Source organism: Bradyrhizobium sp. (assembly GCF_016462955.1).
Classification (GTDB): domain Bacteria; phylum Pseudomonadota; class Alphaproteobacteria; order Rhizobiales; family Xanthobacteraceae; genus Bradyrhizobium.
Window position 1 is genome coordinate 1 of the sequence record NZ_JAEMSD010000082.1, and the last position, 17,962, is coordinate 17,962.

The 17,962-nt window shown below is 64.7% G+C and carries 17 protein-coding genes and 1 tRNA gene; 11 read left to right on the plus strand and 7 right to left on the minus strand.

The features are described from left to right. Positions 1-120 precede the first annotated feature (120 nt). Together JHD07_RS11635 and JHD07_RS11640 are read left to right on the plus strand one after the other, a co-directional pair. Positions 121-324 carry a hypothetical protein gene (locus JHD07_RS11635; RefSeq protein WP_291622089.1) on the plus strand — a complete coding sequence of 68 codons (204 nt, stop codon included), beginning with the start codon at positions 121-123 and terminating at the stop codon, positions 322-324. Between the two features lie 359 nt (positions 325-683). Next, positions 684-757 (plus strand) — tRNA-Gly (locus JHD07_RS11640). 107 nt (positions 758-864) lie between these two features. Here the strand turns inward: JHD07_RS11640 and JHD07_RS11645 are convergent. The 4 genes from JHD07_RS11645 to JHD07_RS11660 form a co-directional block, all read right to left on the minus strand. Further along, positions 865-2,013 carry a hypothetical protein gene (locus tag JHD07_RS11645; protein WP_291622091.1) on the minus strand — a complete coding sequence of 383 codons (1,149 nt, stop codon included), beginning with the start codon at positions 2,011-2,013 and terminating at the stop codon, positions 865-867. A 189-nt stretch (positions 2,014-2,202) separates the two neighbouring features. Continuing rightward, complete coding sequence (locus tag JHD07_RS11650; RefSeq protein WP_291622093.1) at positions 2,203-3,501, minus strand: CHAT domain-containing protein; 1,299 nt, start codon at positions 3,499-3,501, stop codon at positions 2,203-2,205. A 230-nt stretch (positions 3,502-3,731) separates the two neighbouring features. Next, complete coding sequence (locus JHD07_RS11655) at positions 3,732-6,638, minus strand: PAS domain-containing protein (RefSeq protein WP_291622095.1); 2,907 nt, start codon at positions 6,636-6,638, stop codon at positions 3,732-3,734. Positions 6,639-6,961: 323 nt separating this feature from the next. Beyond that, entirely contained in the window at positions 6,962-7,168 is a 207-nt protein-coding gene (locus JHD07_RS11660; RefSeq protein ID WP_291622097.1) for a hypothetical protein, read from the minus strand. A gap of 266 nt (positions 7,169-7,434) precedes the next feature. On the opposite strand from JHD07_RS11660, the gene JHD07_RS11665 reads away from it, so the two are divergent. The 7 genes from JHD07_RS11665 (at position 7,435) to JHD07_RS11695 (ending at position 12,851) form a co-directional block, all read left to right on the plus strand. After that, a complete protein-coding gene (locus JHD07_RS11665; protein WP_291622099.1) occupies positions 7,435-7,887 on the plus strand; it encodes a DUF2231 domain-containing protein in 453 nt (150 codons plus the stop codon). Next, complete coding sequence (locus JHD07_RS11670; RefSeq protein ID WP_291622101.1) at positions 7,884-9,221, plus strand: sorbosone dehydrogenase family protein; 1,338 nt, start codon at positions 7,884-7,886, stop codon at positions 9,219-9,221. Before JHD07_RS11665 ends, JHD07_RS11670 begins: the two co-directional genes overlap by 4 nt. Positions 9,222-9,278: 57 nt before the next feature. Then, positions 9,279-9,494: a hypothetical protein gene (locus JHD07_RS11675; protein ID WP_291622103.1), complete on the plus strand. Its 216-nt coding sequence runs from the start codon at positions 9,279-9,281 to the stop codon at positions 9,492-9,494. Between the two features lie 14 nt (positions 9,495-9,508). Further along, positions 9,509-9,679 carry a hypothetical protein gene (locus JHD07_RS11680; protein WP_291622105.1) on the plus strand — a complete coding sequence of 57 codons (171 nt, stop codon included), beginning with the start codon at positions 9,509-9,511 and terminating at the stop codon, positions 9,677-9,679. Between the two features lie 125 nt (positions 9,680-9,804). Then, positions 9,805-11,010, plus strand: coding sequence for an MFS transporter (locus tag JHD07_RS11685; protein ID WP_291622107.1), 1,206 nt, complete (start codon positions 9,805-9,807; stop codon positions 11,008-11,010). A 218-nt stretch (positions 11,011-11,228) separates the two neighbouring features. Next, the gene (locus JHD07_RS11690; protein WP_291622109.1) at positions 11,229-12,458 is read left to right on the plus strand and encodes a CaiB/BaiF CoA-transferase family protein; all 1,230 of its coding nucleotides are present in this window, start codon (positions 11,229-11,231) and stop codon (positions 12,456-12,458) included. A gap of 177 nt (positions 12,459-12,635) precedes the next feature. Continuing rightward, positions 12,636-12,851, plus strand: coding sequence for a hypothetical protein (locus tag JHD07_RS11695; RefSeq protein ID WP_025037058.1), 216 nt, complete (start codon positions 12,636-12,638; stop codon positions 12,849-12,851). A gap of 72 nt (positions 12,852-12,923) precedes the next feature. Here JHD07_RS11695 and JHD07_RS11700 read toward each other — a convergent pair whose 3' ends face one another. Further along, on the minus strand, positions 12,924-13,595 hold the full coding sequence (locus JHD07_RS11700) for a TetR/AcrR family transcriptional regulator (protein ID WP_291622113.1): 672 nt from the start codon (positions 13,593-13,595) through the stop codon (positions 12,924-12,926). Positions 13,596-13,909: 314 nt separating this feature from the next. On the opposite strand from JHD07_RS11700, the gene JHD07_RS11705 reads away from it, so the two are divergent. Next, a complete protein-coding gene (locus JHD07_RS11705; RefSeq protein WP_291622115.1) occupies positions 13,910-15,145 on the plus strand; it encodes an acyl-CoA dehydrogenase family protein in 1,236 nt (411 codons plus the stop codon). A gap of 131 nt (positions 15,146-15,276) precedes the next feature. Next, the gene (locus JHD07_RS11710) at positions 15,277-16,335 is read left to right on the plus strand and encodes a phosphotransferase family protein (RefSeq protein ID WP_291622116.1); all 1,059 of its coding nucleotides are present in this window, start codon (positions 15,277-15,279) and stop codon (positions 16,333-16,335) included. 121 nt (positions 16,336-16,456) lie between these two features. Here JHD07_RS11710 and argE read toward each other — a convergent pair whose 3' ends face one another. Continuing rightward, positions 16,457-17,629, minus strand: a complete 1,173-nt coding sequence (argE, locus tag JHD07_RS11715) for an acetylornithine deacetylase (RefSeq protein WP_291622118.1) — start codon at positions 17,627-17,629, stop codon at positions 16,457-16,459. 150 nt (positions 17,630-17,779) lie between these two features. After that, positions 17,780-17,962: hypothetical protein (locus JHD07_RS11720; protein ID WP_291622120.1), on the minus strand; the 183-nt coding region annotated here is incomplete at its 5' end.

Here is a 17,962-nt window from a genome sequence, read left to right on the forward strand (position 1 = left end):
CCGCTATTACGGCAGTTCGGCCGAGAACGGCGGCGAGCGGATCGTCGAGAGCCGGCGCGGCAAACGGCGACGCGTGCTTGGCATCTTCGGCTTCTGAAACCTACCGAGACCGGCGTTCGAATGGACGTCCTGCAAATATCGATCGCGGCGATGCCGCTCCTGCTCGCGCTGATGAGCCGGACCTGCAAGGCCATCGCGCCCTGTCTTCTGACGAGCCTCTTCACGGTGCTGCTTGGCGGGGAGCCGCACCGGGCGGTCACGGCCTGGTGCGTCGGCATGCTGATCGCCGCCGTCGCGCTGCGCGAGCGGCTTCGTGCGAGCTGAACCGGCGATCCCCTCAAGAAACCTTGGAGAGAGAAACTCGAAAAAAAGGCGCGGCGGGGAAGCCCCCGTCGCGCCCGATTTCTTGCTCGCTGGTCCAGGGCTGAGAGCGCCCCGATGCCAAGCCCTTATTCAAAGCTCAGCGGGCGATCCCAGCGAGGTGACAGCGCTTGGTAAAAGACACTGGATCACCTCCTTTCGTTGGTTTCAGAAGGCCTCAATATAGGTGGCGATTGCATCGCTGTTAAGAGGGGCGGGGAGCTGGAGGAACCGGTGGCGGGTTCGCAAGGGGTGGAGGACGCCCCAAGGCGGCCTCCTGGGCAGTTGAGACCGCCGCCCGGCCGTGTTAGGGAGCCCGTAACGCGGGTGTAGCTCAATGGTAGAGCAGCAGCCTTCCAAGCTGAATACGAGGGTTCGATTCCCTTCACCCGCTCCAGAACCCAAAGCATGATCCGGAAAGCGCGACGCGGCGTTCCGGCAGGATCATGCGTCAACAACAAGCTGAAGCGCGATGACGAGTCGTTGTCGAAATCTCATCGGGCGTTAGTGCAGCGCGGCGCGGGTCAAGGCCAGGCTGGCCGCTTCCAGTGCCTCGTTGGCCGCTTGAAGTTTGTTGGCGCGATCGGCCTCGGGTAGATCGTACAGGTTATCGGGCAGGTCTTCGGGCAGCCTTGCGCTTCGGACGGCTGCCGCGATCGCCGAAAATTCCTGCATCGTCGTCGGGGCGCCGGCCGAAGCCTTGCGCTCCGTTTTGAGCGCCTGGCTCAGTCCTCCGCGCGCGGCGGCAATCAGGCGGCCGACCTTCGGGCTCGACGCCTTCCGCTCACGCTCCCACAGAATGGTTCCCACGTCGAACTTTTCGCCGGCGGCGAATTGGTGCTTGAACGAGGATTCCAGCTTCTGTCGCGCCGCCAGGTAGATTTTCGAAAGCTCGAACCGGTCACGTGCGACAAGGGCAGGGGAGGCGTAAATCTCCTGATGCAGCTTGATCATCAGATCGTCCGCGACGGGTGACCGCTGCCCCTGTGATTTGATGATCTCCTGCTCGATCTGCTCGTAGCGATTGTGAAAGGGCAGGTGCGAGACGAAGGCGAGGTCTTCGCTCGCCAGCGTCTCCAGATGGGCGAATTCCAGCAGCAGATAATCGACATTCTCCAACGGCTTTGCCCCGGCACCGTCGCCCTGGTAGACGATACCGTCCCGCACCGACAATGCACCGTTGATTCCTTCGCTGGACGCGGCGAGCAGATAATGACCGCTCTGGCGCAGCGGATCGCCGTCCAGCCTCGCGAACCTCGTTTCCACGCCACCGGAGCCCAGCAGGGTCTGCAGCTTGCCGGTGAGATCTCCAGCCATGCGCACGGGAGCCGCCACGCCTTCTCCGCCGACCGCCTTGGCCGCCTCCGCGGCGAAGCCGAGAAGTCCGCGTGCAACCGAATCGTCCTTGAAACGGCACAGCGAGGAATAGAGCGTCAGCCCTTGCCCGCGCACCGGCAAACGGCGCACCAGCTCCATGTCGTGGATGGCGAGATTACGACCAGCATCCCGCGGGGCGTTGGCGCCGAGCCCGCTCCGGATCATCTCCGCGCCGATGACAAAAGGCATCGTCCGGGCCGCATCGCCCAATCCCTCGCGCAGGAAGCACGTGCACATCGGCAAATAGTCGTTGAGAAGAGCACCCGCTTCGGCCAAGCGGAGCTCCCGAATGCGAATGGTGACGTAGCTGCGCTCGGGGATGAATGATTTTGCAGCCGGCTCGTCCGGCGCCGCGACACGCGTATAGATCTGGCGGAGGCGCGGCCGCGTCTGGAATCCGTCCCAGGTGCCGCTGATCCACTCAGCAATGCCCTTCAAAGCGGTCATGCCGTCCTCCTTGCGATATCAGTCTGCGGCCAGCGCGACGGCGCTGACCCAGGCAGGGTCCTCGGGCAGCTGTGCCCTCTGGCAACCGGCCCTGTAGGCGCCGGCCACCGACTTCCGCTCGCGCAGATGCGCGTCGTAGAAGCCGCTGACGAACTCCGGGATGCGCTTTGCCACGACCTTCCAGCGGAAGCCGACCAGGCTGCAACCCTTCGCCAGATGCAGGTGCTCCGCGGAAGAGATCGAAGCGGTCTGGCATGCGGCGAGAAACACGACCCGGACACTCTCGGGCAGCCATTCGGCGAGTTCTCTGACCTCCAGCAGGTCGACTTCCCCGGCGCCCTCACCGGGCCGGGCCGGAGCGGGCGGCAATATCAACCGCGTCTCGGACTGATGCTGGCTGATCCCGTGGCCGGCAAAGTGCAGGATGTCGACAGGTTTGTCGCCGTCCACCGGCCGGCAGAGCCGGGACTGCAGCGCGTCCCGGAAGCTTCTTGCCTTCTTGAGGCCGCGCGCTTCGCAGCACTCGTTGAAGTCTTCGAGCGTCAGCTGCTCCAGCGTGCAGAGGCCGTCGTCGCGGAGGTCTTCCAGACGTTCTCGCTGCGCGTCCGTACTGTTCCGAATAGAGGGCAGCGACCGCAACGAGATGCCCTCCTTGCCCAAAATGGAGAACTCGCCCTCGGCCGCCCCGGCATCCACGAACAGGATATGCGGACGATGATCGCTGTTCGCAGGACGCCTCTTGATGTTCGAGGCGCTGCGAGCCATGGGACGAAGATTGCAGAGGAAACCATCAGGCCGGTCGTTGGCGACGAGTGCGATGAGTTCGAGCGGCAAGGCGAAGCGCCGCTGAAACTGCATCCGCTCCATGTCGAAGCGGAATTCGACAGACTCGTTTGGATCGTTGCTGATAAGCGCCTTGCCGATCGGGCCGAACAGCGCATTGAAGGCGCTGTAGCCGCTCGACTTGTAATTCCGCCATGTTTGACGAAGGTCGCCGACCTCGGAAGGCTCGAGGTCAACCGTAGCCAAGTCATCAAGTGTGGATTTTGATTCCGCGTCGGTGAGCAGGGGACGATCGCGGATCACTGAAATGCCGTTCTCTTCGACACTTAGCGTCACGACGTCGCCCGTGAAGCTGACGATCGCCCTGAAATTGCGTGCCTTGGGCGCAGCAGAAGCAATCGTCAAAGCCCGGTTCAACCGTTCCTCCGGATCGAGTCCGCCGTTCGTCTGCGCGCAAGTGTCCCATGTCCAGACCCGTGGCTTGCGTACCGCCTCGACCTCGTACTCCGAGCCGGGCGCACGGAGCACGAGCACGGCGCCAAACTTCGGGTCCGCACCCGAGAAGCGCTCGAGGAAGCCCCGTATGCTGCTCTCCCCCTGCCGGCCTCCGCCGGTCTCGGGATCGATCAGCGCAACGTCAGGCAAATTCGTCTCGAGATACTGGGTCGCGACATCGACATTGGCGAGTGTCGTGAAGCTCGCTCCTCTGACGGTCTTCTGCACCATCAATTGCATGGTCGGATCGTTGCAGATGAACAAGACGTTCACGGCCGTGTCTCCGTGTCTTGTGCAAGCGGGACATGGAGCTGGAAGCCGGCTGCCGTACGCTCCAACCCGCCGCCATGGGCCAGCAAGACCGCGCGCGCGCTTCCCTGTGCGTCCGCGGCGGCTTCCAGCGCCTCGGCACGCACGACATCATCCGGCTCCGAGGACGGCTCGATCTCCGCTCCCGACAATTGGATCTCGGCTTGCGAACGGAGAGGGCGAAGCGTGATGGTGATCGGCCTCGTGTCCCGCGAGAGCATGTAGCCGAGCAAGGTCCGAAGAGCGTAGGCCAGCCGGCTCCGATCGCCGCTGACTTCGGCCTCGCCGGCAGCGTCCAGCCTCAACCGCTCGCGGTCCGTTTCTGGAAGTGCGTCGCGGAGTTCATCCAGCAATGCTTTGAGCGGTACGATGCGCTCCTCTCTCTTTGGATCGCGCCAGGCTCCTCTCGCCTCGGCGAGCCGCTCGAACGTGATGTCGGCTTTTGCAATGCCCTCGCGCACTTGCTTCGCCAACGGTGCAACCGCCTCCTCGAGGGAGCCGCGGCCGAGTTGCTTGGCCAGCGTGGCCGCCAGCAACAGCGGCGCACGCACCTGCCGGGCGACTTCTTGTACCGTCTCCGCAATATAGCGCGTGTCGACGTTGTAGACCTGTCGATCTGCGCCGCTGAGCAGCCAGATGATGTCGGACGTCCTGGTCATGTCCTCGAGCCGCCGGACATGCGTCTCGACGCCCCTGCCGCCCTTCGGTCCGATGCTGAGCGTTGCCTCCGTCTGGTGGGCGCCGGGAAGTTCGGCCTCGTTCGGTCCATGCACGAACTCGATGAGGCGATGCTCTCCCTTGTCGAAATACAGCGGCGGGAGGCCGAGAAGCTCGCGCGCTCGCGGGTTGGCGCGCAGGATCACCCCCGCGTCGTCGGTGATCAGAACGGCTTTGTCGATCAGGTCGATCAGGCGTTCGTTCAGCTTGTATTCGCGGAGCTGCGAAATGCGCGCGGCCAGGCCTTTGACCAGGGGAGCAATATGGTCCCCGTCCTCTTCAATGAATGCGTTGGGCTGGCGGGAGACCGTATCCAGCACCCAGCGTGTGCGGCCGTTGATGGTGATGGCGATGGTCAGCGCCGAGCGCGGCTTCGCGCCGACCGAACGGAACCAGTGCGGCGGTCGTCCATCCCCGTCGAGCTTGGTGACATCGCTCGCGACGAGCACGCCGCTTTCGCCGCGGCGTGCGCTGCGAATGGCGGCGCCGAGCATTCCCGATTCGCGCGCACGGGCCTCATCGAACGGCTCGCCCGGACGGGGATCGTACAGCGGCTGTGTATAGTCCTTCGGGATCGCCAGGGGATGTGGGGCGCCATTCTCGGTCTCCGGAAACTGGGCGAAAAGCTGCAGCTCTTCCGCACCGGCATGCGGACCCGCCCCGCGCGAGCGCATCGTCTCCGTCCCGTCCGGATGATGCGTGATGAAGGCCGCTGCATGGTCCCACCCGAAATGCCTGACCAGCTCGCGCAGCAATGTGAGCACCGCATCGGGCACCGTTTCCGCAGCCTCGATGTTGGCGACGAGGGCCCTTTGCTCGGCCTGGCCCTCGCGTCTGGCGCGCCGGAGCATCATGAGCAGAAGCGTGTCGAGGCCGAGGCGGTCGAGCACGGCGAGCGGATCGCGCGGCAACTCCTCTTCGTCGTCGCAGTCGGATCCCGCCGGTGCTGCCCTGCTCGACACCTCGAAGCGCCTTGGCTGCGTCGAAGCCAAGGTCAGGACGGCCTCGGTGCGGCCATTCGGCCGAATGGGGACGATGGCAAAGGACTCCAGCGCCTTGCCGCCCGGCCGCACCTCACGCAGCAGGTTCAACAATGGTTCGTCCTGACGATCGGGATTTGCCTGCATCCAGCGCGTAAGCTCTTCGCGATAGGGGCCGGCGTCGAACTGCGCGAGCTCCTCCTTCGACATGCGCCACCACATGCGTGGCCATGGTTTTGAGGGCTCCGGGTGCATCAGCGTGGGGCGTATCCATTGCGAGCTGTCGGAGACTTCGCTGACGATCGCCAGGTCATGCGGCAGGACCTCCCGCAACAAGTCGAGCATTCGGCGGGTTCGATCTCGCCAGGTCGGGCTGCGCGCGCCATCGGGTTTCGGGGTCGATTCACCCTTCGCCGTTTCAAGCGCCGCTTCCCGCAATGCGACGCGCAACGCATTGATGATGCCTTCGCGGATCACGATCTGCACGCCGCGCAAGGTGCTGCCCTCCAGGAATTCCGGGAGCAATGTCAGTCGCGGCTCCGAATGCACCTTGTGGGAGCCGATGAGCACGGCCGCGCCTTCTGTAAGCCTGACGGAGCGCGACGTCCGGGTGTCCAGCACTTCGCCCAGCTTGATGAGGAATTCGTCTCGGAACTCCCTGGGCAGCAGATCCACGAAGCGCTGTCCGACCAGGTCTTTCCTGTTCCAGAGGCGGAGCGCCGCAGCGTTGGCGAAATCGACCCGACCGTCGAGCCCAAGGCGGACGACGCCGTAAGGTGTCTGCTCGAATTTCTGCCTCTCCGCGGCTTGCAGTGCATCGAGGCTGACGATCAACAGCAGCAATCCATCTGCCCGTCGCACCGGCTGCACCAGGACGAGTGTTGGCGTGGGCGCGGTATGGAGCAGAGCGGGCAACGGCTTCGGTCGATCGGACTGGGCCGCCTCCATCAACGCCTTGAACGGAATCGAGAGCAGGGTCTCGAGCGGTGCACCTGGCCCGACGGCGGTTGCGAAATCGTATGGCGACAGATCGGCGTCACCAACTCGTCCATCGTGTCCGAGCAAAACAAAGGGCAGCGGGATGGCGCTTGGCGCAGCATGACGGGCACCCGTGAGAGCCCGCGGGTCATCCGTGGCGCTGGTTGGATCGGCCGTCGTGGACGTGGACATGAGCGTGCCTCCGTCTTTGTCGGACCGATCAGCTCGCGTTTCACGAGCTCACGGTCGGAACCGTGACGCGGAACCCACCGCTCCCGACATGTTCAGAATACAGCAGCTCCCGGGGCGACGATGTGAAGTGCTTCACACGCTCGGCGTGCAAAGGTGCCGCTGCGTCAGCGCGATTGTCGACGCACGCCGTCGCGGCAGCGGCGTCGCAATAGGTAGGTCAGCATGACTTATTCAACGTCGAGCCGATGCGGACGAGGTGCTGAAGAGATGACGTCCCGGTGAACGAGAGTGAGCCGCGCTGCTGTCGCAGCTTCCGATGCCCGCTAGCTCGGGTTTTGATTCTGAAAAATCCGGGAAATGGCGATCACCCCTTCGGGCCGCGCGTCCGCATTCTCACCGGCAGGAGCCTTGGGGCGCGCCTGGTGCATCGTCGCTCCAACAACGCCTGGCTGATCGGGTGCCTGGTTCGGGACATCGCGAATTTCCGGGTCCGTTACGACGAACGTGGTCTGGACAAACGGGGTCTGCATGAATCTCCTCCCAGTTTTCGATGTTTCACGGATGCTGTGGCAAGCAGCATGACCGCCAGGTGGATGCGCAGCTAACAATCCTTCATCTTTTGGGCCGCCATCTAGCTTGGTGTCGCGCCGTGCGCCGCCGGTTCAACGGCTCGTCCCCAAACGAGAGGCAGTAACGCGTTCTTGTAGTGCGCCCGGAATGCTGCAGAAGTCGAGGAACCATCGTCTCGAGCGGGAGTTCGCCGATGGGGGAGAGACATTCCGGCAAGAGGCTAATCGTGCAAGACGACATGCGCGTGCATTCCACCGCGCAAATCGCGGGTCATCCCATTCATCCGATGCTGGTGCCGATCCCGATCACGTGCTTTGTCGGGGCGTTGCTCACCGACATCGCCTATGTCGCCAGCGCCGAGATCATGTGGGCGAATTTTTCCGCCTGGCTGCTGCTTGTCGGCGTCATCTTCGGCGTTCTGGCGGCCATTGCCGGCCTGACCGACTTCCTCGGCAACCGGCTGGTGCGGGCGCAGCCGCCGGCCTGGCCGCATTTGATCGGCAATGCCGTGGTGCTGATCCTTTCGATCGTCAATCTGATGATCCACATGCGCGACGGCTGGACCTCGGTGTGGCCGAGCGGGCTTGCCTTGTCCGCGATCACCGTGCTGATCCTTCCGGTCACGGGCTGGCTCGGCTGGGCCCTGGTCTATCGCCACGGCGTAGGAGTTGCGCGATGAAGTTTTCGGTTGTCCGCGCGCTGCTATGCTGTTCGCTGCTGTCACTGGCCGGATGCAACGACGGCAGCGGCGATCCCAATGCTCAAGTTGGCCCCAATCCGACGCTGCCTGAGATCCGGCAATATCTGCTGCCGCCGATCCACATTGCCCGCATCGTCGGCTGGAAGAAGGACGAGACACCGACGGTTGCGCAGGGCCTGCAGGCCAAGGCCTTCGCCACGGGCTTGCAGCACCCGCGCTCGCTCTACGTGCTCCCGAACGGCGACGTGCTGGTGGTGGAATCCAAGGCGCCGAAGCGCGCGCCGGTCAACCGGCCCAAGGAGATCGTGATGGGCTTCATCATGTCCTTGTCGACGTCGGGCGGCGGCGATACCGGGCCGGGAAATCGCATCACGCTCTTGCGCGACAGCAACGGCGACGGCGTGCCGGAAACGCAGAGCGTCTTTCTCGACCATCTCAACTCGCCGTTCGGCGTCGCGCTGGTCGGCAACGAGCTCTACGTCGCCAACGCCGATGCAATCATCAGATATCCCTACACCGAAGGGGATACCAAGATCACCGCGCCGGGTACGGTGCTGACGCCGCTGCCGGGCGGTCCGATCAACCATCACTGGACCAAGAGCCTGGTCGCCAGCCCCGACGGCTCGAAGCTCTATGCCGGCGTCGGCTCCAACAGCAACGTCGCCGAGAGGGGCATGGAGGCCGAGCACAATCGCGCCGCCATCCTCGAGGTCGACCGCGCCAGCGGGCGCTGGCGCGTGTTCGCAAGCGGCCTGCGCAATCCCAACGGGCTCAGCTTCGAGCCGCAGACCGGGGCGCTATGGACCGTCGTCAACGAGCGCGACGAACTCGGGCCCGATCTCGTCCCGGACTACATGACCTCGGTCAAGGATGGCGGCTTCTACGGCTGGCCCTACAGCTATTTCGGCCAGCACGTCGATCCCCGGGTCAAGCCCGAGCGGCCGGATCTGGTCGCCAAGGCGATCGTGCCGGATTACGCGCTGGGCTCGCATGTCGCTCCGCTCGGGATGGTGTTCAACACCGGCGCCGGCCTGCCGGCCGCCTACCGGGGCGGCGCCTTCGTCGGCGAGCACGGCAGCTGGAACCGGGATGTGCTCAACGGCTACAAGGTCGTGTTCGTGCCGTTCACGGACGGTAAGCCGAGCGGTCCGCCGCAGGACGTCGTCACCGGTTTCCTCGACGGCGACAACCAGGCGCGCGGCCGTCCCGTCGGTGTCGCCATCGACAAGGCCGGCGCGATTCTGGTCGCCGACGACAGCGGCAACACGGTGTGGCGCGTCACCGCCGCGCACCCGCAGCTGACGCAACATTAAGCGCGCAGGCGCGTTGTCGGGCAGATCTTCTTCTGAACCTGAGCCAGGAGCTGGACAATGGGCCTTGCGCAATATGCCATCGTGCCGGTGCGCGACGAATGGGGCGTGCTGCATGATGGCGACGTCAAGAACACCTACGCCACCAAGGAAGCCGCGTTCGAATCCGCCGTAGCAGCCGCATCGCTGGCGTTGCGCGAGGGACATGAAATCCATGTCACCGTGCCCGGCCGCGAGGCGGGAGGCAATGCGCTCGGCGTCAAGGACAACGCTTGAGACGAGGAAGCCACATGACCAAGCCCCGTGAGCCCAACGGCGTCGAGCCGCCTCGCTCCGAGGACGACATCCAGCGCAACCAGCTCGGTCCACGCGGCGTGCCCGGTGCGCCCGATCCGGCCAAGATGACGCCCCAGCGCGACAAGAAAATGCCGAAGCACGTCGACCCCGGCCACGCCGCGTGATGCAACTTTGCTCTGCGGCCAGTGCCGCGCTGCTATTCGGAACCGGCATTCCCGCGACATCGGTCCGCAGGTAAGACGAGCTGCGCCGGCGCAATCTGCGCCTGCCGGGGCAGGCGACGTTTGGAATGCAGTTCTTGAAATCTGACCGCAGGCTGCTCGGCGTCCTGCTGGTGCTCGCCATCACCCAACTCGTTGGATGGGGGACGATCGGCCTTCCGGCGATTGTCGGCCGTGACATTGCGGCGGATCTGGGCATGAGCCTGCCGGCGGTGTTCGCCGGCACGTCGGTTCTTTATGTCACCATGGGACTGAGCGCGCCCTGGCTTGCCAAGGCCTTTGCACGGCACGGCGCGCGGACGGTCATGATGGTCGGCACGGTCGTCACCGCGCCGGGCTTCGTCCTGCTGTTCTTCGCGCGCGAGCCGGTGCTCTACTTCGCGGCCTGGGTCGTCTTCGGCCTGGCCGGCAGCGCCACGCTGTCGACGGGCGCCTACATCATGCTGAACGAGGTTGCCGGGCGGCAGGCCAGGAGCGCGATCGGCGCGCTCATGCTGGTGACGGGGTTGTCGAGCAGCATCTTCTGGCCGACCACCTCCTTCCTGAGCGGTCATCTCGGCTGGCGCGGAACGTGCCTCGTCTACGCCGCGATGATGCTGCTCGTATCGCTTCCGCTCTATGCCTTTGTGGCGCCGCGCCGCAGAGCTGGGCAAGGCGATGCTGCCGAGCCGGCCAGACCTTCGCCGCCGCCCGCGATTCCAAGGAGCACGTTCGGCCTCGTCGTCGCCGCGATCACGCTGAATGCCTTCGTCACCTTCGGCCTCAGCGCCGTGTTCGTTGAATTGCTGCGGACGGAGGGGCTGACGCCGGCGCAGGCGATCGCGTTCGGCTCTATGCTCGGCGTGATCCAGGTCAGTGCCCGCGGGCTGGATTTCCTCGGCGGCGGGCGCTGGGACGGGATCACGACCGGTCTCGTCGCCAGTATGGCGCTGCCGGTGGCGATGCTGCTGATGATGCTGAGCGAGGGCGCCACCTGGGCGGTCGCCGTCTTCATCCTGCTCTATGGCGCCGGCAGCGGCGCCATGGCGGTCGCGCGCGCCACCATCCCGCTCGTGTTCTACGACCAGGCCGAGTTCGCGAAGGCGATGTCGATGATTGCCCTGCCGCTCAATCTCGCCTCCGCGCTGTCGCCACCATTGCTGGCCGGCCTGCTCACCCGGTTCGGCGGGCGCGGCGCGCTCGGTCTCACTTTCGTCTGCTCCTGTGCTGCCGTGCTGATCCTGGTCCTGCTCGCCCGCCGCCGGCCGCAGGCGGCTGCGGTGGCCGGAACGTGAGCCCGCAGGGCAATACCGCGCGACGGGAATTTGCGGACCGGAAGCTCGCTGTCCGGCGGGAGATGGCCGTATGTCGCCAGCGCAGTGCTCACCGCGCGAAAATGGTGTATCCGCAGGAAGCGCGGTCCGCGATCTTGCCGTCGCGCCAAAATCAGCTCCAAGACAGCTCCAAGACAGCTAAAAGTGCAAATCAAGACCAGTTCCCGGAGGAAATCGAAATGTCGGCCCTGCCGCTTTCAGGCATCAAGATCCTTGACCTCACCCGCGTGCTTGCCGGGCCCCTGTCGGCCCAGATGCTCGGCGATCTCGGCGCGGAGGTGATCAAGATCGAGCGGCCGGGCACCGGCGACGATGCGCGCGCCTTCGGTCCGCCCTACCTGAACGACCCCGAGGGCAAGGCCAACAACAACAATTCGTTCTATCTCTGCGCCAACCGCAACAAGAAGTCCGTCACGGTCAACATCGCCAAGCCGGAAGGGCAGGCGATCGTCCGCGAGCTCGCCAAGGATGCCGACGTGTTCATGGAGAACTACAAGGTCGGCGATCTCAAGCGCTACGGCCTCGACTACGAGACCATCAAGGCGATCAATCCCGGCATCATCTATTGCTCGGTGACCGGCTTCGGCCAGACCGGGCCCTATGCGCCGCGCGCCGGCTACGACGCGATCCTGCAGGCGATGGGCGGATTGATGAGCGTCACCGGCCATATCGACGGCGAGCCGGGTGAGGGCCCGATGAAGGTCGGCCCCTCCATCGTCGACTACATGACCGGCATGAACTCCTCGATCGGGATTCTCTCGGCGCTCTACCATCGCGATGCCAATGGCGGGCAGGGCCAGCACATCGACGTCTGCCTGTTCGATACCGTCATCGCGTCCCTGTCGCACTGGCTGCAGATCTATCTCGTCAACGGCAAGATGCCGCCGCGCCGCGGCACCTGGGGCAATGGCGGCATGCCGGCCGGCGTATTCCGCTGCGCCGACGGAGAGCTGATGCTGGTGGTCGGCAATGACGGCCAGTTCCAGCGCACCTGCGCCGTACTCGGCGAGCCCGAACTCGCGAACGATCCGCGCTTTCTCAAGAACAACGACCGCGTCGTGCACGGCAAGGAGATCATGGCGATCTTCGCCGGCCTGTTCCTGAAGCAGAAGGTGTCCTATTGGCTGGAGAAGCTGGAGGAGGCCGGCGTGCCGTCGGGCCCCATCAACAATTTCGAGCAGGTGTTTTCAGATCCGCACGTGCAGTCGCGCGGGATGCGGGTGAAGGTCGACCATCCCTTCGAACCCGATCTGTCGCTGGTCCGCAACGCGCTGACGCTCTCGGAGACGCCGATCAAGGACTATCGCGCTCCGCCGCTGCTGGGCGAGCACACCCAGGAGGTGCTCGGCGGCAAGCTCGGCTATGATGCCGAGAAGATCGCGGCCCTGAAGCAGCAGGGCATCATCTAGCACGCTCTGCCCCTCTCGCTTGAGAGGGGCCCCGTCGTGCAGAGCCGCGCGCCATGTCGGAGCTTGCCTGAAGCTTGCCCGCAATCCCCAGCTAATCCCGGTCCGTAATCGCACAGGCTTCCGCTTCGCGCGCGACTCTGATTCGATCTCTCCGCTTAAGTTCCGGGAGGGAAGCGAATGTCCTATACGATCGGATTCCAGGCCAAGGACCAGAAGGCCGTTCTGGCAACCGAGGCGGCCACCGCCAACCAGGCCGTCGCCATCATTGCCGCGTTGCGGCAGAGCGCCGACGAGATCAAGTTCATCCGCTCGCCGCAGGAAGGCGAAATGGGCATCGAGATGTTGCTGCTGCTCGCCAAGGAAGAGGCCGAGGAGATGCCGCAGCGGGCGTAGCCTGCCGCCGCAGCAGCCGCGCCATTCAGATCCCCGCGCAGGAGCGACTCGCTCCGGCACCGGGCTCATCGATCAGCGCGCGTCTCGCGCCAGGGCGCGCACCGGCGCCTTGCTCTCCGTCCGCCCCGCCGTCAGCGCCATCGTCGCCACGCTGACCACGCGCTCCACCACGTCCTCGACGTCGTCGAGGTCGCATTTGCCTTCCGACAGCTTCGTCAGACGCTCGCTCTCGCGGATGGTGTGATGCGCCATGGCGAGCGCGAAGTTGAGCCCCCAATAGATATCGACCTCGCTGCGGTCGGGCAGGGAGCGCCGCATCGCGCCGGCGAATTTCCGCAAATGGTCGATCTCGCGGTTCTTGATGCGGCGGATCGGCGGCACGGATTCGATCGAGGCGCGGATCATGAATCGTGCGGCGGTCGAGCGCTGGTTCTCCGGGCCCAGGCAGCCGCGCAGCGTCGGGCCGACCAGCGCGCGCAGGATCACCTCGATCGGCGCGCGGCCGCCGCCTTGCTCCTCCGCCGCCTTCAATTCGCGCAGGCGTTCGCGGTTGGTGGCGATCGAGCGCGTGACGAACAATTCCGCGATCAGTTCGTCCTTCGAGCCGAAATGATAGTTGACCGCGGCAAGGTTGACGCCGGCCTCCGCGACGATGTCGCGCAGCGTCACGTCGCCGAAGCCGCGATCGGCATAGAGCCGTTCGGCGGCGGCGAGAATGGCAGACCTCGTATGATCGCTGGCCATGACCTTGATCCCGTCATCCCGAGGCGACGCATTAGCGTCGAACCCGGAATCTCGCGCCACATTTCGAGATTCCGGGTTCAGCCCCGCGGGCTGGCCAGAAATGACGTCGTGAGCGAGGGAGTTGCAATTCAAACACTTGTATGAAACTATCGTTTGAAGGCCGGAGAAAGTCAATCCGCAATCGAGACTCGTTCGCAACGCGCGGGCTGGCCTCGGCAAGCCGCCAGGCCGGCGCATTCGCGCTTGCGGGTCGCGCAATGCGGGAGGACAGTCCGGCGCAAAACCAGATCGCAAAGAGAGACGAGGAGCGTCCCATGGACTTCGATATGTCGCCCAAGCAGAAGGAATGGCTCGACCGCGTGCGGTCCTTCATGGCCAAGCACGTGCGCCCGGCAGTGCCGATCTACGATCAGCAGGACCACAGCGGCGAGCGCTGGAAGGTGATCCCGGTGCTCGAGGACCTCAAGAAGAAGGCGAAGGCCGAGGGCCTTTGGAACATGTTCATGCCGCCGAACGAGCATGAGGATGACGAATTCCGCGGTGCGGGATTGACCAATCTCGAATACGCGCTGCTCTCCGAAGAGATGGGCCGGATCACCTGGGCCTCGGAGGTGTTCAACTGCTCCGCGCCTGATACCGGCAACATGGAAGTGTTCATGCGCTACGGCACCAAGGAGCAGAAGCGCAAATGGCTGCGTCCGCTAATGGACGGCGAGATCCGCTCGGCCTTCCTGATGACGGAACCGGCGGTGGCCTCGTCGGATGCCACCAACATCGAGACCCGCATCGAGCGCGACGGCGACCACTACGTCATCAACGGCCGCAAATGGTGGTCGTCCGGCGTCGGCGACCCCCGCTGCAAGATCGCGATCCTGATGGGCAAGACCGATTTCAAGGCGGCCAAGCACCAGCAGCAGTCGCAGATCCTGGTTCCGCTCGACACCCCAGGCATCAAGGTCGAGAAGATGCTGCCGGTGTTCGGCTTCGACGACGCCCCGCACGGCCATGCCCAGGTGCTGCTCGAGAACGTGCGCGTTCCGAAGGAGAACATCCTGCTCGGCGAAGGCCGCGGCTTCGAGATCGCACAGGGTCGCCTCGGTCCGGGCCGCATCCATCACTGCATGCGCACCATTGGCAAGGCCGAGGAGGCGCTGGAGAAAATGGTGAAGCGGCTCACCTCGCGCACCGCCTTCGGCAAGAAGATCGTCGAGCACAGCGTGTGGGAGCAGCGCATCGGCGAAGCCCGCACCAACATCGAGATGACGCGGCTGCTCTGCCTCAAGGCGGCCGACATGATGGACAAGGTTGGCAACAAGACCGCGCAGGCCGAGATCGCCATGATCAAGGTCGCCGCCCCCAACATGGCGCTGAAGATCATCGACGAGGCGATCCAGTCGTTCGGCGGCGCCGGGGTGTCGGACGAGGCAGGTCTTGCCAAGGATTATGCCCACATCCGCACGCTGCGTCTCGCTGACGGTCCGGACGAGGTGCATAACCGCGCCATTGCCAGACTTGAGGTTCGGAAGTATGCCAACTCTCCCAATCACTAAGCGGGGGAGCCCTGCGGCGCTCCCGACTTGAAGAAACGACAGGACATGATCCAATGGCGGTAACCGCTTGACGCAAGTGCGTCAGCGGTTACCGATTAGGATCATGTTCGGACTGAAGAGGGAGCGTCACCGTGGCTGACGGCGTCAGGAAAGACGAGGAGTTTTCGGGCACCAAGCCGGTCGAGGAGCGTCATCGCTTCGACGAGATGCGGCTTGAGGCGTGGATGCGCGAGAACGTCGAAGGCTTCGAAGGCCCGCTGGTCGTGCTCCAGTTCAAGGGCGGCCAGTCCAATCCGACCTACCGGCTGAATACGCCGAACCGTTCCTACGTGATGCGCAGGAAGCCCTTCGGCAAATTGCTGCCGTCGGCGCACGCGGTCGACCGCGAATATCGCGTGATCGCAGCCCTCGGAAAGCAGGGTTTTCCGGTCGCGCGCGCCTATGCGCTGTGTCAGGACGACAGTGTCATTGGCGCCGCCTTCTACATCATGTCGATGGAGGAGGGGCGCGTGTTCTGGGATCCGACGCTGCCGAGCCAGGCGCCGGACGATCGGCGCAAGATCTTCGCCAGCAAGATCGAGACGCTGGCCAAGCTCCACATGTACGATCCCGTTGCGATCGGACTCGGCGATTTCGGCAAGCCAGGAAACTACTTCGCGCGCCAGATCGACCGTTGGACCAAGCAGTATCGGGCCTCCGAAACCCAGCACATTCCCGAGTTCGAGAAGGTCGCCGAATGGCTGCCGCGGACCGTGCCGGAGCAGGCGCGCGTCTCGGTCGTCCATGGTGACTATCGCCTCGACAACATGATCTTCCACGCGACGGAGCCCCGCGTGCAGGCGGTGCTGGACTGGGAGCTGTCGACGCTTGGCGATCCCATGGCCGACTTCACCTATCTCCTGATGCAGTGGATCATGCCGGGCCTCGATGGCGCCGACCTCAAGGCGCTCAACATCCCGAGCCTGGAAGAGGCGGCGCAGATCTATTGCAACGTCACCAAGATGACGGTGCCTGATCTCAACTGGTACTTCGCCTACAATTTGTTCCGCCTCGCCGGCATCACCCAGGGCATCGCCGGCCGCGTCCGCGACGGCACCGCCGCCAACGCCAAGGCGCTCGAATCCGCCAAGCGCACCGTGCCGCTGTCGAAGGCCTCATGGGACTACGCGCAGAAGGCAGGCGCGGTGTAGCGAAAACGAAGGCGCGGCCGGTGGCCGCGCCTTTTTGCTTGCGCCACTCTCGTGTCCCGGACGCGCTGCAGCTTGCAACGCTGCTGCGCAGAGCCGGGACCCGGCAACTAGGGAGCTCCTGCTATCCCTTCACACAATGCGCGATCAGCCGCTCCACGAAGCCCGCGCATTTCTCCAACTCGGCCATCTCCACGAATTCGTCAGGCGTATGCGCCTGCGCAATCCCGCCCGGACCGATGACCACGGAGGGGACGTCGGCGATGTCGGCGAACAGGCTCGCCTCGGTGCCGAAGGCGACCTTGGCGTGGTCGTTGCGCCCGGCCAGGCTCTTGGCCAGCGTGACGATTGCAGCATCGGCGGCGGTGTCGAGCGCGGGGTAGTCGAGGATCTCCTCGAACGCGATGCCGCAATCGGCATTCTGCGCCTTCATCGCCGGCTCGAGCTCGGCCTTGGCCCAGGCGACGATCGCATCGGTCACCTCCCTGGACTCGGTGATGCCGATGCCGCGGCACTCGAATTCCACCGTGCAGGTGTCGGGGACGATGTTCAGCGCCGCGCCGCCATGCACGATGCTGGTCAGCAGCGTCGAGTGCGGGACGTCGTAGAGACTGCCGTGCTCGGCTTGGCCTGCGAGCTCGACCGCGCGGCGGCGGATTTCGACGATCAGCTCGGCGGCATATTCGATCGCATTGACGCCGTCCGGCGCGATCGAGGAATGACGCGCCAGCCCGCGGAAGGTCGCGCGCACGCCATGCTTGCCCTTGTGGCCGATGATGACCTGCATGGAGGTCGGCTCTCCGATGAAAGCACCGAGCGGCTTGACCTTCTTCTTCGCGACCTCGTGCAGCATCGGCCGCACGCCGACGCAGCCGATCTCCTCGTCATAGGAGATTGCCAGATGAATCGGCGTTTTGAGTCTTGCCTCCACCATCTCCGGCACCATGGCGAGGCACACCGCCACAAATCCCTTCATGTCGGTGGTGCCGCGCCCGTAGAGCTTGCCGTCGCGCTCCACCAGCTTGAACGGATCGTGGCTCCAGTCCTGGCCCACGACAGGCACCACGTCGGTATGGCCAGACAGAACGTAGCCGCCCCGGTCCTGCGGCCCGATCGTGACCCACAGCGAGGCCTTCTGGCCGGTCTCGTCGACGATGCGCTCGGCCTTGATGCCGAACGCGGCGAGGTAGCTTTCGATATGGGCAATGAGGGGCAAATTGGTGCGGTCGCTGACGGTGTCGAACGAGACGAGGTCGGCGAGCAGCTTGCGGATGCGGTCGGGTCTTGGGCTTGGCATTGTCACGTTCTGTTGGAGAGTAGGAAGGCTGAGGTGCCTGCAGGAACCATACCAACGGGGCGGCCGGTCGGGCAAATCAACACCGTAGCCGTCATTCCGGGGCGATGCGCAGCATCGCGCCCGGAATCCATCGGGCGGCGTCGCGCGCTGTCAAATGGATTCCGGGTTCGCGACTTCGTCGCGCCCCGGAATGACGAGGGGAGACCTACCAAAGCTTGCGTTGCCCGCGGGCAAAACACGCGAGCGCTGGGTCAATACGACCGGCTGAAAATATTCCGCTTTACCGAAATTCGGAAACGGCGTAGGTGTTGCGGCAACCCGGCCCAAGGAAGA

Bases quoted from the DNA above. Each gene is read 5' to 3' on its own strand.
- JHD07_RS11635 (WP_291622089.1), top strand. From the start codon at position 121: ATGGACGTCCTGCAAATATCGATCGCGGCGATGCCGCTCCTGCTCGCG.
- JHD07_RS11655 (WP_291622095.1), bottom strand. From the start codon at position 6,638: ATGTCCACGTCCACGACGGCCGATCCAACCAGCGCCACGGATGACCCG.
- JHD07_RS11660 (WP_291622097.1), bottom strand. From the start codon at position 7,168: ATGCAGACCCCGTTTGTCCAGACCACGTTCGTCGTAACGGACCCGGAA.
- JHD07_RS11670 (WP_291622101.1), top strand. From the start codon at position 7,884: ATGAAGTTTTCGGTTGTCCGCGCGCTGCTATGCTGTTCGCTGCTGTCA.
- JHD07_RS11675 (WP_291622103.1), top strand. From the start codon at position 9,279: ATGGGCCTTGCGCAATATGCCATCGTGCCGGTGCGCGACGAATGGGGC.
- JHD07_RS11680 (WP_291622105.1), top strand. From the start codon at position 9,509: ATGACCAAGCCCCGTGAGCCCAACGGCGTCGAGCCGCCTCGCTCCGAG.
- JHD07_RS11685 (WP_291622107.1), top strand. From the start codon at position 9,805: ATGCAGTTCTTGAAATCTGACCGCAGGCTGCTCGGCGTCCTGCTGGTG.
- JHD07_RS11690 (WP_291622109.1), top strand. From the start codon at position 11,229: ATGTCGGCCCTGCCGCTTTCAGGCATCAAGATCCTTGACCTCACCCGC.
- JHD07_RS11695 (WP_025037058.1), top strand. From the start codon at position 12,636: ATGTCCTATACGATCGGATTCCAGGCCAAGGACCAGAAGGCCGTTCTG.
- JHD07_RS11700 (WP_291622113.1), bottom strand. From the start codon at position 13,595: ATGGCCAGCGATCATACGAGGTCTGCCATTCTCGCCGCCGCCGAACGG.
- JHD07_RS11705 (WP_291622115.1), top strand. From the start codon at position 13,910: ATGGACTTCGATATGTCGCCCAAGCAGAAGGAATGGCTCGACCGCGTG.
- argE (WP_291622118.1), bottom strand. From the start codon at position 17,629: ATGCCAAGCCCAAGACCCGACCGCATCCGCAAGCTGCTCGCCGACCTC.